Annotated in this window: 15 protein-coding genes; 11 read left to right on the forward strand and 4 right to left on the reverse strand. The window is 48.6% G+C overall.

Going from position 1 to position 15,791, the window contains the following annotated elements:
- Nucleotides 1–105: 105 nt before the first annotated feature.
- The 4 genes from GN278_01640 (at nucleotide 106) to GN278_01655 (ending at nucleotide 2,357) form a co-directional block, all read left to right on the forward strand.
- Nucleotides 106–927 carry a mechanosensitive ion channel gene (locus GN278_01640; GenBank protein ID XAT59640.1) on the forward strand — a complete coding sequence of 274 codons (822 nt, stop codon included), beginning with the start codon at nucleotides 106–108 and terminating at the stop codon, nucleotides 925–927.
- A gap of 607 nt (nucleotides 928–1,534) precedes the next feature.
- A complete protein-coding gene (locus GN278_01645; protein XAT59641.1) occupies nucleotides 1,535–1,696 on the forward strand; it encodes a hypothetical protein in 162 nt (53 codons plus the stop codon).
- A gap of 5 nt (nucleotides 1,697–1,701) precedes the next feature.
- Nucleotides 1,702–1,878, forward strand: coding sequence for a hemin uptake protein HemP (gene hemP, locus GN278_01650; protein XAT62490.1), 177 nt, complete (start codon nucleotides 1,702–1,704; stop codon nucleotides 1,876–1,878).
- Between the two features lie 2 nt (nucleotides 1,879–1,880).
- Nucleotides 1,881–2,357 carry a hypothetical protein gene (locus GN278_01655; GenBank protein XAT59642.1) on the forward strand — a complete coding sequence of 159 codons (477 nt, stop codon included), beginning with the start codon at nucleotides 1,881–1,883 and terminating at the stop codon, nucleotides 2,355–2,357.
- 91 nt (nucleotides 2,358–2,448) lie between these two features.
- Here the strand turns inward: GN278_01655 and GN278_01660 are convergent, their stop codons facing one another.
- Nucleotides 2,449–4,977 (reverse strand): FtsX-like permease family protein, encoded by a 2,529-nt coding sequence (locus GN278_01660; GenBank protein ID XAT59643.1) that lies wholly within the window; start codon nucleotides 4,975–4,977, stop codon nucleotides 2,449–2,451.
- Nucleotides 4,974–5,663, reverse strand: a complete 690-nt coding sequence (locus tag GN278_01665; GenBank protein XAT59644.1) for an ATP-binding cassette domain-containing protein — start codon at nucleotides 5,661–5,663, stop codon at nucleotides 4,974–4,976. The genes GN278_01660 and GN278_01665 overlap by 4 nt, the downstream gene beginning before the upstream one ends.
- Between GN278_01665 and GN278_01670 the strand changes: the two genes are divergently transcribed.
- Nucleotides 5,662–6,351, forward strand: a complete 690-nt coding sequence (locus GN278_01670) for an arylesterase (protein XAT59645.1) — start codon at nucleotides 5,662–5,664, stop codon at nucleotides 6,349–6,351. The genes GN278_01665 and GN278_01670 overlap by 2 nt on opposite strands.
- A gap of 40 nt (nucleotides 6,352–6,391) precedes the next feature.
- Here GN278_01670 and GN278_01675 read toward each other — a convergent pair whose 3' ends face one another.
- Nucleotides 6,392–6,598 carry a cold-shock protein gene (locus GN278_01675; protein ID XAT59646.1) on the reverse strand — a complete coding sequence of 69 codons (207 nt, stop codon included), beginning with the start codon at nucleotides 6,596–6,598 and terminating at the stop codon, nucleotides 6,392–6,394.
- 251 nt (nucleotides 6,599–6,849) lie between these two features.
- Nucleotides 6,850–8,265, reverse strand: a complete 1,416-nt coding sequence (locus tag GN278_01680) for an aspartate aminotransferase family protein (protein ID XAT59647.1) — start codon at nucleotides 8,263–8,265, stop codon at nucleotides 6,850–6,852.
- Between the two features lie 302 nt (nucleotides 8,266–8,567).
- On the opposite strand from GN278_01680, the gene infA reads away from it, so the two are divergent.
- From infA to GN278_01710, 6 genes are all read left to right on the forward strand, one after another.
- Nucleotides 8,568–8,786: a translation initiation factor IF-1 gene (infA, locus tag GN278_01685; protein XAT59648.1), complete on the forward strand. Its 219-nt coding sequence runs from the start codon at nucleotides 8,568–8,570 to the stop codon at nucleotides 8,784–8,786.
- A 4-nt stretch (nucleotides 8,787–8,790) separates the two neighbouring features.
- Nucleotides 8,791–9,369: a septum formation protein Maf gene (gene maf / locus GN278_01690; protein XAT62491.1), complete on the forward strand. Its 579-nt coding sequence runs from the start codon at nucleotides 8,791–8,793 to the stop codon at nucleotides 9,367–9,369.
- Nucleotides 9,366–10,382, forward strand: a complete 1,017-nt coding sequence (locus GN278_01695; protein XAT59649.1) for a ribonuclease G — start codon at nucleotides 9,366–9,368, stop codon at nucleotides 10,380–10,382. Before maf ends, GN278_01695 begins: the two co-directional genes overlap by 4 nt.
- Before the next feature lie 290 nt (nucleotides 10,383–10,672).
- Nucleotides 10,673–12,241: a 2-isopropylmalate synthase gene (locus tag GN278_01700; GenBank protein ID XAT59650.1), complete on the forward strand. Its 1,569-nt coding sequence runs from the start codon at nucleotides 10,673–10,675 to the stop codon at nucleotides 12,239–12,241.
- A 189-nt stretch (nucleotides 12,242–12,430) separates the two neighbouring features.
- Nucleotides 12,431–13,366: an EamA family transporter gene (locus tag GN278_01705; protein ID XAT59651.1), complete on the forward strand. Its 936-nt coding sequence runs from the start codon at nucleotides 12,431–12,433 to the stop codon at nucleotides 13,364–13,366.
- A gap of 260 nt (nucleotides 13,367–13,626) precedes the next feature.
- Nucleotides 13,627–15,759: a HAMP domain-containing protein gene (locus GN278_01710; GenBank protein XAT59652.1), complete on the forward strand. Its 2,133-nt coding sequence runs from the start codon at nucleotides 13,627–13,629 to the stop codon at nucleotides 15,757–15,759.
- The last annotated feature ends 32 nt before the right edge of the window (nucleotides 15,760–15,791 follow it).

The following is a 15,791-nucleotide window of genomic DNA, read 5'->3' on the forward strand; positions in this document are numbered from 1 at the left end:
ATAGGGTTTGGCAGCGTTCACATTTCGTATAGGGTGATTTTCAAGCAGTTGTGCGACCACCTCAAGTGGTTTATTTTAAGACTATAATTGTCTTTGGAGTGACGAATGACCGAAGTAATATCTTGGAAAGATTTATTTCCGACCCAGCCTTTGATCGATTTCTCGATGAACTTGTTGGCGGCAATATTAGTCATAATTTTCACACTTTTTGTGTCTCGGTTGATCAAATCTTGGATTGCGCGTTTGGGTTTTAAATATAGCCAACTTGATGACACACTTTTTGTGTTCTTAAGCAAGTTTGCTCAGATTGTGGTCTTGCTGGTTGGGGCTACTTTTGTCCTGAACAGTTTTGGTGTTCAAACCACATCTATCGTTGCGCTTTTGGGCGCTGCGGGGTTGGCCATTGGTTTGGCCCTGCAGGGAACTTTGTCGAATTTTGCGGCAGGCATCATGCTGGTCATATTCCGGCCGTTCAAGCGCGGTGATTTTGTTGCGGTGTCTGGTCAATCTGGCACAGTGCGAGAGATATCTATATTTACAACGGAACTGGCCTCACTGGACAATCTTCAACTGATCATTCCAAACAGTCAGGTTTGGGGATCACCAATTACCAATTATTCAGTTTATGACAAGCGCCGCCTGGATTTGACCTTTGGCGTTGCCTATGACAGCGATTTGACAAGGGTGCAGGCGGCGCTGGAAAAAATTATCGCTGCAGAGGACCGTGCGCATCAAGATCCACAGCCTTTGATTAGCGTGAGCGCGCTTAATCAAAGTTCGGTGGATTTTCTGGTTCGGGTGTGGTGTGATGCGGCAGATTATTTAAGTCTAAAGTTTGATTTAACGCGGCAGGTTAAAGAAACGTTTGATGCAGAAGGAATTGAAATCCCGTTTCCGACGACCACAATCTTAACGTCAAAAGATTAAATTTTTGGAATCACTTTTAAGCAATTTCAAAATGACGTTGTGTCGACTTAAGGGGACTTAGTGAAAGTTCTTAGAAAAACAAAAAGGCGAAAGGGCAGAATGACCGTCCTTTCGCCTTAATTAGATTATAGATAAAGCTCTCTTAGAGCTTGCCGCTTGATGGTGCCTCTGGAACGACAGTCGTTACCATAGGCTCAGCGGTTTCGCAGCCAGCAACGAATAGAGTACCAAAAAGAGCTAAGCAGATTACAACCAGTTTTTTCATAATTTTTCTCCTCTTCACATAATGTGAATTCTATTAAGAACTGTGCACTCGTATTGGATACTGTAAACCATGATCGACAATCAAGCGAAAAGATAGCGGTTTAGTGCTTTAGTACAGTTTTGAGGATTTAGTGCCGCAGGACTAACCAAGATAGATAGCTTTCGAAGAAATAGATCAACAGTTGCTGTGAGTTCCAAGGTTTTTTGGGACTGCTCACAGAATTACGAAATGGGAGTTTTTTTGAATTGACAAACCCGAGTATTTTTGTCAACTTAAAAAGAAGCTGAATAATTTAATCAAATTATCTGGCTTGTTTAAGTTCAATACCTTTTGGAGATCGGCATGACTGACAGCCCAACCAACCAAAACAGCGAAAGTTCGCGTCAAACCCTTAGGCAGGGATTTATAGAACTTTTGCAGCATATGTTTTGGGAAAGTTGTCCAAATGATCAGAATTTAGAAAGCATCGAAGATATAATTAACCGAAGTGAGAGAATGCCATGACCGTTATGAACACAATAATTCAACCAAGTGACATGCCAAAACCATCACCAGTAGCCAATGAGTTGCCTACCTATGATGCACGTAAGCTTCTTGGTAACGGAATTCTGGGACGACTTGTGTTGGATGACCAGCTATACTTTTTACGCATCACACGTGCTGGCAAGCTGATTTTGACAAAATGAAAATGCCACTTACAAACCACCGCGGCGGAGTTTCTGTTGGTGTTTTAAGAAATGCCGAAGTGTGGGAGGCCGAGTTAATCATAAGTCTGCGCCTGTGGTGCAGCGGCTTAAGTGGGCGCGCCGACGTTTATGATGCATTTTCAACCCAATTTTCACCCGAGCGTGCAGCCCAGGAATTTGAAACCTTTGAACGCCTGTTAAACTCCATATCCATTTACGCCCATCGGCCTTTGCTTCTTCATGATTTAGAATGTGCATGCATTGGTGCGGATGAACAGATTTTTGTCCATTTGGTTGCCACTGCAAGCGCGGGGGATCTTCGCGAAGCCTCTTTAATTGCAACGTTACTAATAGGCGCGGCTCAGGCCGAGAACATCGCGCTTTTGGCGGCGCAAATCGGCCAGTCTGTCAAGCAGATGTCCCTCACTAGAGCTCATGTAAACACCCGGACACATCGAACATCTGTCCAACTTCACTAACGGGAGGCAAGTGGCGGGAAGGGATTAGAAAAGGGCTTGGATCCTGCCAGCTTCTTTTTCGGCAAAGCGCCCTGTGTGGAAGAAAGCAAACCTAGTCCTGGTTTCGCAAAACTTGGGCTGGCGCAGCGTTCAAAGCGCCGAGCGCAAAGGCAAGCCCGGCCAGAATATTTGCCAAAATGCCGAGGCCTACAATAGCCAAAGCATTTGGCCATATCACTGCAAAATCGGTGTCCAGAACATAGCTGCAAACCGCCCAGCCGCCTACCGCGCCAACGCCAAGCGCAACGAGCCCAGCTGCTGCCCCTAAAATCATTGCCCGCAGAGCAAAGCTAATCAGAATGCTTCTGCGGCTTGCCCCAAGGGTTTTCAATATAGCTGCTTCATAACGGCGCGCTCCTGCCCCCGAAGAGGCCGCGCCAATCAATACCAAAAATCCTGTCACAAGAGCCGCCGCAGCGCCATAAGAGGTTGCGGCGGCAATGGATCCAAGCAGCACAACCACCCGACCTATGACATCCCGCACCGGGATCGCTGTAATGTTTGGAAACACGGACGCAAGGCTACGTAGAATCTGGGCTTCAGAGGCGCTGTCTGCATAAACAGTCGCAATGAAGGAATGGGGCGCAGCGTCCAGTGCAGAGGGATTCATGGCAAGTACAAATCCAATACCCGCCGTCGAAAACTCAACAGTTCTAAAGCTCGTGATGGTGCCGGTGATATCGCGTCCCATAATATTCACTGTCATCTCATCCCCAAGTTTTAGACCCATTTCCGCACCGGCTTGGGCAGAGAAACTTATCTGAGGTGGCCCATTATACCCTTTGGGCCACCATGATCCTTCTGTGATGTCCGCGCTGTTTCGCGGCGTTTCAGAATAGGTAACGCCTCTATCGCCTTGAAGCACCCAGTGATCGCCCGCAACGATCTTCGCGTTTTCACCATTAATTTTTGTAATTATACCTCGCAGCATCGGAGCCTCGTCGACCTGACTTACGCCACTTTCACTTGCCAAAATTTCCCGAAATTCGGGCATTTGGGATTTTTGAATATCCACAAAGAAATAGGAGGGCGCTACTTGTGGCAAATCCCGGACGATGGCCGATCTTAAATTTCCGTCAATCTGGCCCACCGCTGCCAAGACCGAAAGCCCAAGCCCCAAGGCTAAAACCACTGGCGCTGCATCACCTTTGGTGCCGCCAATGGCTGTGAGTGCCCAATGCCATACGGCATGACCGCGCGCGAGCGGCGCGCTCTTTCGGGCCGCCTTTTGCAACAAAAAAGCGCTAAAGCTCAATAAACTGAGGGCGGATAAAATACCAATCCCCATCCAAAGCGTTAGTTTCAATGCGCCGGTAAACCAACTGGCAGAAGCCAAAAGCAATGCCAGCAGTATGGCCGTGATCACCAAATACCTTCGATTTGGAAGTGTCCTTGCCTGATCAACGATATCTCGAAACAAGGTGGCAGCACCAATATTTTCCGCTTGCGCCAAGGGCCATAGCGCAAAGATTGACGCTGTGAGCATTCCATAAGTAGAAGCTTCAATCAGGGGCTGAACAAACAGTTCTATTCGGATCGGAAACGGCAGAGCTGCTTCAATCAGGGGCGCAAATATCAACGGTATCCCACTGCCGAGCGCCAATCCAAGTATAATCCCAAGACAGGATAGTGCCGCAATCTGCAAAAAATAGGTTTGGAAAATCACCGCATTGGTTGCGCCAAGACTTCGCAATGTGGCAATTACCGTCGTTTTGGTCGCGAGATAACTTCGCACAGCTGACGACACCCCTATGCCGCCCACCGCCAAACCCGCCAGCCCGACAAGGATTAAGAAAATCGCTAAACGATCAACAAATTCGGAAATACCGGGTGCCGCATTTCGCGCATCCCGCCACCGAAGCCCGGTGTTTTCGAACCGATTTTTCGCATCTAGAGACAGGGTTTCAAGATCAATACCATCTATCAGCTTCAACCGGTATTTAGTGCTAAATAATGTGCCCGGCTCTAACAGGCCTGCGCCCTCAAGCGATGATTTATAAACAATGGTACGAGGCCCAAGACCAAAGCCGTCGCTGGCGCTATCTGGCGCGGATTGCAAAATGCCGCCCAGACGAAACGACTTGATCCCGATCATTAATATATCACCAAGCTCTAATCCCAAACGATCCGCCAGTACCCGCTCTAAAACTAAGCCATCCGTTCCATTTTTGCGCGCCAAAGCATCACCAAAATTTACATTATCTTCAAGGATCACGCGGCCCATCAGTGGATAGGCCGTATCAACCGCTTTGATCTGTGTCAGGCTATAGTCCTGTCCTTGCCCGCGTTCGACCACAATCATCGAGCGGAAATCAACCACCTCTGAAACCTCTTGTGATATACTGTCTAACCAAGAACGCTCGCTTGGCTCAGCAAACCGATATGTAAACTCGGCCTCTGCATCCCCGCCTAGCAAGGTTGGACCTTCAGAGCTTAACCCTGCAACAAGCGCGCTGCGCACCGAGCCAACAGCAGCTATTGCCGCCACGCCAAGCGCAAGACAGGCGATGAGAATTCGAAACCCCGATAGCCCTGCGCGCAATTCGCGGCGTGCAAACCGCGCTGCAAGCATAAAACTCATGCCGCTCCACCATGGGCGGGTATAACTTCGCCATCCCGCAGTTGAACCATCCGATCGCAGCGCGCAGCAAGATCGGGGGCATGGGTAACCAAAATCAGGGTCGACCCGTATTTATCGCGAAGTCCAAACAGTAAATCAATGATGGCTTCGCCGCTTTGGGCATCCAAATTGCCGGTCGGTTCATCGGCCAATAGAATATCAGGCCGCATCACAGCGGCACGTGCCAGAGCAGTACGCTGCTGTTCACCGCCAGACATTTGGGCCGGAAAGTGCTTGGCGCGGTGCTCAAGTCCAACCGCTACAAGCTCGTGCTTGGCCCGGTTCATTGCATCGTTTATCCCGGCAAGCTCAAGCGGGGCGGCAATATTTTCCAAAGCGGTCATGGTTGGTATCAGGTGAAAAGACTGAAAAACAATGCCCATATGCGCGCGCCGAAAGCGTGCAAGATCATCTTCGTTCATCCGGCCAAAATCATTGCCTAGAACCTGCAGTTTGCCAGCGCTGGCTTTTTCAAGCCCGCCCATGATCATCAAAAGAGAAGACTTGCCAGAGCCGGACGGTCCCACCAAGCCAATACTTTCACCTTGATCAACCTTTAGTGATATATTTTTTAATATATTTACAGAACCGGCATTGCTTTGCAGAGATAAAGATACATCTGTCATCTGAACAGCAGGAAGTGCCATGCGCTTAAAACCTTGTCTTAAAAAATGCCTCACAATTCCATATGGGGTTTTGCGGCACATCAGCAAGTCGGCTGTGGTAATCTTTTTGTTAATCTGCCAACCGGTATTTGCAGAGCGACCAACAATTTTGGCACTGGGTGATAGTTTGACCCAAGGCTATGGGCTTGCGCACGATGATGGGTTCGTGCCGCAATTGATGCAATGGCTTGCTGATAACGATACTCCGGCGCTTATCATCAACGCCGGTGTATCAGGAGATACCACAGCAGGAGGGTTAGCCCGTGTTGAATGGTCTCTCACCGAGGATATTGATGCGATGATCGTTGCGCTGGGCAGCAATGATATGCTGCGCGGGATCGCTCCGGAGGACAGCTATAGTAATATTGAAAGCATTCTGAAAATCGGTCGGCAACGCGGACTGAGATTGATGATCATAGGGGTGCGCGCACCTGGAAATTTCGGACCAACTTACAAGACGAAATTCAATGCGATCTTTCCGAAACTGGCAAAAACTTATGATGCTGAGTATGTAGAACACTTTTTTGAAAGTCTGATAGATCCTACGGAACCAAACCAACCGCTCTTACGATATTTTCAAAATGATCGGATGCATCCTAATAAACAGGGCGTAAGCAAGGTTGTTCAAACAATCGGGCCTGTTGTACAGAAATTAATTTCTGGATATTAGTTCGGGCGCCGAGGCGCCCGCTTATCTTTTATGTTTGCGATTAAGCCAGTGCGATATTCACAGCTGATTCGCGGCCATCACGGCCTGGTTCGATGTCAAAAGTAACTTTTTGATCATCTGCAAGGCCTGTAAGTCCAGAGCGTTCAACTGCTGAAATGTGCACAAAAACGTCTTTGCTACCGCCTTCAGGTGCGATAAATCCATAGCCTTTTGTGGTGTTGAACCACTTTACTGTCCCATTTGCCATTGGGTCTTCTCCTTAAAAATCTGCCCGCAGAATGCGGCAGCGCGGCTCTGTCAGTACATGATCGAATGACTGGGCCGAAAAGGAGCAGTGGGTCGATAGTCGTAACGTCGCAGACGCTATATGCTTGTTTGCAAGGCAGAAAGCAAGAAAAATAAGAATAATCAAACAGGTGCCGTTCTAAGAGTGAGAAATTTGCAACGTCGGCTAACGTCCTCAAATAACGTGCTTAACTCTTGAAAAGAGCAAAAAACTTATGGATCAAATTGCCGCGCCATGTCACAGATCACATGATAGGCTGTTTGCACGTCCTCTTGCGTGGTATCAAATTGGCCAACTTGAAAGCGAATGACCTTTGCCCCGTCAATATTGGTTTGTGTCAGGTATATCCGGCCATCGTTATTAATTCGATCCACCAAAGCTTGATTTATTTCATCCAGATCGCTTGACCCTTTTGGCAAATATCGAAAGGTAAAGAGCGATAGTATAGGCTCGGTCACAATTTCAAACCCCGGTGTGGCGCGCAATTGATCGGCAATGTCATTGGCCCATTTGATATGGTTGCGAATACGGTTTCGCAATTCATCCAAACCATAGCTGCGCAACAAAAACCAAATCTTTAAAGCCCGAAATCTGCGACCCAACGGGATCGACCATTCAGAGTAGTTTATTAAGCCTTCTTGACCGTGGGTTTTAAGATATTCGGGCTGTATTGCCAAAGTGCGCACCAGATCCTCGGGGTTCTTCAAAAAATGCGCAGAACAGTCAAATTGAACTCCCAACCATTTATGTGGATTGAAAACAACGCTGTCTGCCTTTTCTACACCTTCCCAAAGGTATCTAAATTCTGGGCAGATCATGGCCGACCCGGCCCAAGCCGCATCCACATGAACATAAAGATCAAAGTTTTGAGCAACCTCAATCACAGAGGTAATATCATCGCAGGCGCCCATGCCAGTGGCTCCGGTACAGGCAATCACTCCTATTGGTAAATAGCCGGCTTCTAAATCATTTTTAATCGTTTGCCGCAAGCTTTGAGAGTCCATTGAGCGATGCGCACCGGTGACCGGTATATGCACGATATTATCACTGCCGATGCCCGCCACCCATGCGGCCCGATCAATCGAACTATGGGCCTCACCCGAGCAATAGATCCGCAACTTCGGGTGCTGCGATAAGCCGTTTTCATTACCATCCCACCGCAAGGACCGCTCGCGCATGGTCAAAACTGCGGCCAGCGTGGCAGAAGAGGCGCTGTCTTGGATCACCCCGGCAAAAGTGCTGGGCAACCCAATAGCCTGACGCAGCCACTCCATCATACGCGTTTCCATTTCCGTGGCCGCAGGAGAGGTTTGCCAAAGCATACATTGCACCGCCATGGTGGACACCAGAAAATCAGCTAATATTGTAGGCGGCGTTGCGTTTGACGGGAAATAGGCAAAAAAGCGAGGGTGTTGCCAATGGGTCATACCGGGCATTACCACACGCTCAAAATCTTCTAGAATAGTGCCCATATCTCCGCCAGTTTCAGGCGCAGATGACTCAAGCAATTTTGCCGTATCACCGGGCGCCACCTGCGCTCGGACGGGACGGTCACGAAGGTTTTTATGATAAGCGGCGCCCCAGTCCGATATTTTCTTGCCCCATGCGGCATACTCATCCCAATTCATTCACGCCCTCACTTGCCTGTTCATGCCCGATTAGCCAATCGAAAAGTTTTCATTCTGACAACTCTATGATTGGTAGTTTTGAAATGCTATAGGAATCTGGTCTTGGGTCTGGCTTGGCTGGCTAATTTTCCAAGCTGGCGCTATTTGTCTGGGCAGTTAAAAAGAGCCTATAGAAATCTTATAAGGTGCTGCTGAGCAACAGATAAAACACCGCTCAGAATGAAGACTTGAAATTATGTCCAAATAGATACATTTAGGGCGGAATCCACTTCTGTGGATATAGTCAAATTATAGGAGAAACTATGGCCAAGGAAGATACGCTCGAATTCCCCGGTGTCGTCAAGGAACTCCTGCCTAATGCGACATTTCGGGTCGAGTTGGAAAACGGCCATGAGATTATCGCGCACACGGCAGGAAAAATGCGCAAAAACCGGATCCGCGTTCTGGCAGGTGATAAGGTACAGGTTGAAATGACGCCTTATGATCTTACCAAAGGACGCATCAACTATCGGTTCAAATAACCCTTTGAAACTTATTCTGGGATCTGCAAGTCCGCGCCGCCTTGAACTTTTGGCGCAGATCGGTGTTGTTCCGGATGAAATATGTCCGCCGGATATTGATGAAACGCCGCAGTCCAACGAAGTGCCGCGTCACTATTGCAGCCGCATTTCGCAGGCCAAAGTCGTAGCGGTGCCGAGCGCCGCTGATGATTTGGTGCTGTGCGGCGATACAACCGTATCACTGGGCCGCCGGATTTTGGGCAAGCCAGAAACGCCTGAGCAGGCGGCGGAATTTTTACAAGCGCTGTCTGGGCGACGCCACCGGGTTATTACTTCAATCGCTTTGCGAAAAGGTGATAAGATATGGCAGCGTGATGTGGTGAGTGCCGTACGTTTTAAACGTCTGTCCCAAAGCGACATTCACAGCTATCTCAACACCGGCGATTGGCAGGGAAAAGCTGGAGGCTATGCAATTCAAGGACCTGCGTCAGCATTTATCCCATGGATAAGCGGATCATTTAGTGCCATTGTTGGGCTGCCTTTGGCAGAAACAGCGACCCTGTTGCAATCCGCAGGTTACCCAATTTTGCAGGCTGGCACATGAAGGGCACATCTATATTTCTTGATCAACTGGGTGGTCGGCCAGCCGCAGCACTGGTCACAGATGGTCAATTGCAAGATTTGCTGGTCGACACCGATGCGCCCGGCCCCGGCACAATTTATCGTGCGCAGGTTGATCGCCCGATCAAAGGCCAGGGGGGCGTTTTTTTAAACACACCCGATGGGCCCGGGTTTTTGCGTCACGTAAAAGGGCTTTCGCCAAAACAGACGCTTTTGGTACAGGTGACAGGCTATGCAGAACCCGGCAAAGCCATTCCTGTGACCAGCAAGCTTTTGTTCAAAAGCCGCTATGTGATTGTCACCCCCACTGCCCCCGGGCTAAATATCTCGCGCAGTATTCGCGACGAAGATCGGCGCGATGCTCTTTTGCAGCTGATCCATGAAACCTTGGGCCCGCTGGCCTACGGGATGATCCTAAGGTCATCTTGCGCCGAGGCAGATTCAGACGACATTACCGATGATGCACGCGCTGTTTTGAAGTTGGTAAGCCAGGTTCTTGAAGATGATGCGCAGCAGGTTGCGGTATTGCTGAATGCGGATGGGGCGCATGAGCAAGCCTGGCGTGATTGGAGCGCGCCGGCACAGATTGAAACTGAAGCGGGCTGTTTTGCGGACCATGGGGTATTGGACCAGATCGACGCGCTCAAAAGCGCGGATGTTTCAATTCATGGCGGGTCTTATTCAATTGAACCGACCCGCGCGTTTGTTGCGGTTGATGTCAATACGGGAAAAGATGGCTCGCCCGCAGCTGGGCTAAAGGCCAATATCGCAATGGCCCGCGATCTGCCGCGTCAATTACGGCTAAGAGGTTTGGGTGGTCAGCTCGTCATTGACCCTGCACCAATGCCAAAAAAAGACCGGCGGCAATTGGAAACTGTGTTTCGTGCAGCGCTGCGCAGCGATACCGTCGAAACCAACTTTGTAGGCTGGACCACGCTGGGCTTGATTGAGTTGCAGCGCGCGCGCTCCCGTGCGCCTTTGCAGATCGAACCCTAGTAATCACCAAACATTGGCGCAATCAGCGAAAAGCTGTTTTTCGACAACAGTTTGATGATCTTAACTTAAAACGACAATTTCCAGCTTTTCATTTAGTGAATTGCTTGTATAGTTGTCGCCATGATGACCAATGGCCAAATATCAACTCATTTTGCTGCTTTGCGCAGAAAGATGACGCTTGGCCTAGATCTCCTAAGCTGCCTCTGAGCGTGCCGTTAACCGGTGCGTCCGCTCAGAGGAGGCAAATATCGCACCCCACGCTTAGGTAGAGACGAAAAAGAGATCAAACCATGACACAAACAGATAGCAAAGACCGCGTTGTAATTTTCGACACAACACTGCGCGATGGCGAGCAAAGCCCGGGCGCGACCATGACCCATGACGAAAAGCTCGAAATTGCCGAGCTGCTAGATGAAATGGGAGTCGATATTATTGAGGCCGGCTTTCCAATTGCCTCCGAAGGTGACTTCAACGCTGTTTCGGAAATCGCCGAACGTAGCAAAAGTGCGGTCATATGCGGTTTGGCGCGAGCCAATTTTGGTGATATCGACCGCTGCTGGGATGCAGTGAAACACGCAAAACAGCCACGAATTCACACATTTATCGGTACATCGCCCCTGCATCGGGCGATCCCCAATCTAGATATGGACCAGATGGCCGAGCGTATTCATGACACTGTCACCCATGCCCGCAACCTTTGCGGCAATGTGCAATGGTCCCCAATGGATGCCACCCGCACTGAAACTGACTATCTGTGCCGGGTTGTGGAAATCGCAATTAAAGCCGGCGCGTCGACCATAAATATTCCTGATACAGTGGGTTATACAGCACCGGCCGAGTCCGCTGATCTTATCCGAATGCTGATTGACCGGGTGCCGGGGGCGGATGAGGTGATATTTGCCACCCATTGCCACAATGATCTGGGCATGGCGACCGCCAATGCCCTTGCTGCGGTGGATGGTGGCGCACGCCAGATCGAGTGCACCATCAACGGATTGGGCGAACGGGCTGGCAACACCGCTTTGGAAGAAGTGGTGATGGCTCTAAAAGTGCGCGGCGATATCATGCCCTATTATACCGATATCGATACGGCCAAGATCATGAATATCTCACGCCGCGTGGCGGCGGTTTCGGGGTTTGCAGTGCAGTTCAACAAAGCGATTGTCGGCAAAAATGCGTTTGCCCATGAAAGCGGCATCCATCAGGATGGGATGCTAAAAAATGCTGAAACCTTTGAAATTATGCGCCCAGAAGATGTTGGACTTGCCGCCACAAATTTGGTGATGGGAAAACATTCGGGTCGTGCGGCGCTGCGCTCAAAGCTTGAAGACCTGGGCTATAAGTTGGCTGATAATCAGCTCAAAGATGTTTTCGTGCGCTTCAAGGAACTCGCGGATCGCAAAAAGGAAGTCTATGACGACGATCTGATCGCACTGATGCAAGCAGGCGAGGATGCCGAAAATGACCATCTGACGCTGAAATCCTTGCGGGTTGTTTGTGGCATGGATGGTCCGCAAGAAGCGCAGATGACTTTGGTGATTGGCGGCAAAGACCTATCAACAACCGCCACAGGCGACGGCCCTGTGGATGCGACTTTTAATGCGGTTAAATCACTTTACAGCCATCAAGCGCATTTGCAGCTCTATCAAGTGCATGCCGTGACCGAGGGAACAGACGCGCAGGCCACAGTTTCAGTGCGGATGGAAGAAGATGGCAATATTGCCACGGGTCAATCGGCAGATACGGATACCGTGGTGGCTAGTGCTAAAGCTTATATCAATGCGTTGAACCGTCTCTTTATTCGCCGTGGCCGCATCGGTGAAGACAAAAAAGAAATCACCTACAGAGATGTATCTTGACCCATAGTTTATGTGAGTATCAGGCCTTTTAAAAAGGGGCCTGATGGTGCTCACGAATTTTTGGCCAACTGTTTAAACCACTCACGTTTTCCAATTGATCCAAAAACGACCTTGATGTCGGTTTAAAGCGTGTAGTTTTTTGCAAATCTAATACTACTTATGGCTGGTCCATTTATTTAGTTTGGCATCATGGTTTACACTGCTGCAGATGAAAAACAAAAGTACTTACCGCCAAGCGTGTCAGGCAATTTGCAATGCATGGCGGCTGTTGGCATCTTTGCGTTTGGATTTCCAGCCGCTGAGCAGCTTTTAGAAACCTGGGGTATTATTTCACTGATTACCATCAGAAATGGATTGGCTTTGGTTTTGTTGATTGGCCTTTTGGCAAGAGCGCAAGGTCTAAATACCCTGCGCCGCCTGCCTTGGGTGCAAGGGTTTTGGGTGGGAGCCGTCGGGTTTGGTATCGGGTCACTACTTTTGCTTGTAACGCAATATCTTACCAATGCCGTCACGGCTGCCTTGGCTGCCGCTACAATGCCCATTTTTGCCGTCATATTGGAGGTAGTGTTAGACAAAAGACAATTAACCAAAAGGTTTCTTGGCGCAGTCGCGCTGGTTTTATGCGGCGGATTTGTGGCCACCAATGCAGAATTAGGCGACTTGCGGTTCGGTTGGGGATTACTTTTAGGATTGTTAGCAACATCGTTTTTTGCTTGGGGGTCGCGGGCAACGGTGAAACATTTTCCCGACCTGACACCGCTTGCACGCACCACTGTCACCACTGGTGGAATGTTTGGTTTTTGCACTATCGCATTTGGCGCAGCACTTGTTTTCAACGTCCCGGCAACCCATGTTCCGGCACCCGAGGCCGTCGAAATTATCCTGCTTTTGATTTATGCTTGGGGGGCGTTGGCTATTTCACAACTTCTATGGATAAAAGGTGTCGGTCAAATCGGCATTGCCGTGGCCTCTTTTCATCTTAATGCCACGCCTTTTTATGTGATGTTGATTTTGCTGATGTTTGGCCATGATTGGAATTGGGTACAGGCCGTTGGCGCTTTTATTCTAGCGTTTGGAGTGATCATTGCCCAAAGCAAGCACAACGCTGCGGATTCGACGAGTTAAAAGTCCATTTATTGGGCAGAATCATGAAGCATCCACCGATGGTAGAGCTTGCCGCATATTAAAGGCCCTGCGTTTTTCTAATGCAGGGCTTTTTGGTATTGGCACCTATCTTTTGTCTAGTATTTTAGGATAGCGGTGATCGTTGTCGGGTTGACAGAAAAAAATTAAAATTGGCAAACTTTTTGTAAGTTCAAATGGTGCGGGGATTAATCGGCTATCGTCCGTTTTTATAAAATACCAGCAGAATTAGGGAACTTGCTATGCTCCAATTGAAAGTCGCGCCCAAGGTAATAAGTTTCCTATTGATAATATGTTTTAGCATCAGCTTGGTCACAGGCTGGATGAGCTATCAAAGTGGTAAGCGCGCTTTGGAAGAGTTTTCATTCAACCAATTAACGGCAATCCGGGCGATCAAAAGCAACCAGATGCGCAATTACTTAGAGTTTATTGAAGCACAAATACAAACGCTTTCCCAAAGCCGGATGACAATTGATGCGATGCAGGAATATAAATCTGCGTTTACTGCATTATCGCAGGAATTGATGGCGGCAAAGCGACCCACAGAAATGGTTAAAGCCGGAAGCCCACTTTATAGCTATTATGAGAGTGAATTTCTGCCAAGGCTCGAAAAAGGGTCGCGTGAAGCTCAGGAACTTGACCAGTTTTTGCCAAATTCAGACGTTTCGATATACTTACAGCACCACTATATTGCTAAAAACGCGGCACCAGTGGGCAGCAAAGACGAAATGAACAATGCTCAGGATGGCAGCAGCTATAGCGCGGTTCATGAAAAGTATCATTCCATTTTTAGAAGTTATCTACAAAAATTTGGCTATTATGATATTTTTCTGATCGATGATGAAACTGGTGAAATCATCTATTCGGTATTCAAAGAAACCGACTATGCCACCAGCTTGATTTCTGGTGCATTTAGCCGATCAAACATTGCAGATGCATTTCAGTCGGCGCGGGAACTGAAAACGTCTGACGCTGTGAAATTTACCGACTTTAAATATTATGAACCTTCTTATGGAGCGCCGGCCGCCTTTGTGGGCAGCCCGATATACGAGGGGGACACACGGGTTGGGGTCTTGATTTTCCAGCTTCCCGTAGACCAGATTAATGAAATCATGACTGGGGGACAAAATTGGATCAATGACGGGTTAGGCAATTCTGGCGAAACTTATTTGGTGGGCTCGGATGGTTCAATGCGTAGCGTATCGCGGTTTTTGATTGAAGACCGTGATGGGTATTTCGAAGCGCTTCGCGGCCTTTCATATCCAGAAAAGACGATCAAGCAATTGGATAATTTTGATACTTCAATTTTATTACAAAATGTTCAAACACAGGCTGCTACACAGGCCTTATCCGGCAAAACTGAAACAGCGATTATTGACGATTACCGGGGTGTTTCTGTTCTAAGCTCTTATACGCCATTAAAATATGGTGATGACCAATGGGCAGTTATCTCGGAAATTGACGCAGCAGAAGCCTTTGCGCCAGTTGCAAAACTAAGTCAAAATCTTGCTCTGTCGGCAGTGGTGATAGCCCTTGGAGTTGGTCTTATCGCGGCCATGGTCGCCGGACGGTTCATTGGTCCCATTAGAGCATTGGCAGGGGCTGCCGAAGAGGTAAGTTCGGGCAATACAAAGGTTGAGTTGCCGGTGAAATCCAAAGATGAAATCGGTCTATTGACCGAAAACTTTAATCAGATGGTGGTTAATTTACGTGATCAACGCGCGGCAATAGAGCAGCAAGTTGAGGAAAACACCAAATTATTGCTGAATGTGCTTCCGCCCCCGATCGCAGAGCGTCTTAAAAGTGGTGAATCTAACATTGCAGATGCCTATGCCAGCGCGAGCATTATCTTTACTGATCTCGTAGGCTTTACCGCGTGGTCCAAAGGAATGCCCGCTATGGCGGTTTTGACTATGCTCGATGAATTGTTCGGATCCTTCGATCAGGTTGCAAAAGAGCTTGGCGTAGAAAAAATTAAAACGATGGGCGATGCCTATATGGCGGTTTGCGGCCTGCCAATGCCAAATGAAAATCATACTCAAGTTATGGCAGAACTGGCATTAGGTATTTTAGGAAAGTTAGAGGAATTTAATCGTCGCAATGGGACTGAAATGAAAATGCGCGTAGGACTACATTGTGGGCCTGTTGTCGCCGGCGTTATTGGGACTTCAAAATTCATCTATGATCTGTGGGGCGAAAGCGTGAATATGGCTAGTCGTATGGAGTCCACAGGACTTCCTAACCAGATTCAAATCAGTCAGAATTTTTACGAAGCAGTCAAAGATCAGTACAAAACAGAACTCCGAGGCGAAATTACGGTCAAGGGCGCAGGCCAGGTCAAAACCTATATCTTGCATCGTGCGATGCAGGCCTAAACGGGGATCAGCGGCTTGAATGCAAAAGACCG

Source organism: Rhodobacteraceae bacterium Araon29 (assembly GCA_039640505.1).
In the GTDB taxonomy this organism is placed as follows: Bacteria; Pseudomonadota; Alphaproteobacteria; order Rhodobacterales; family Rhodobacteraceae; genus CABZJG01.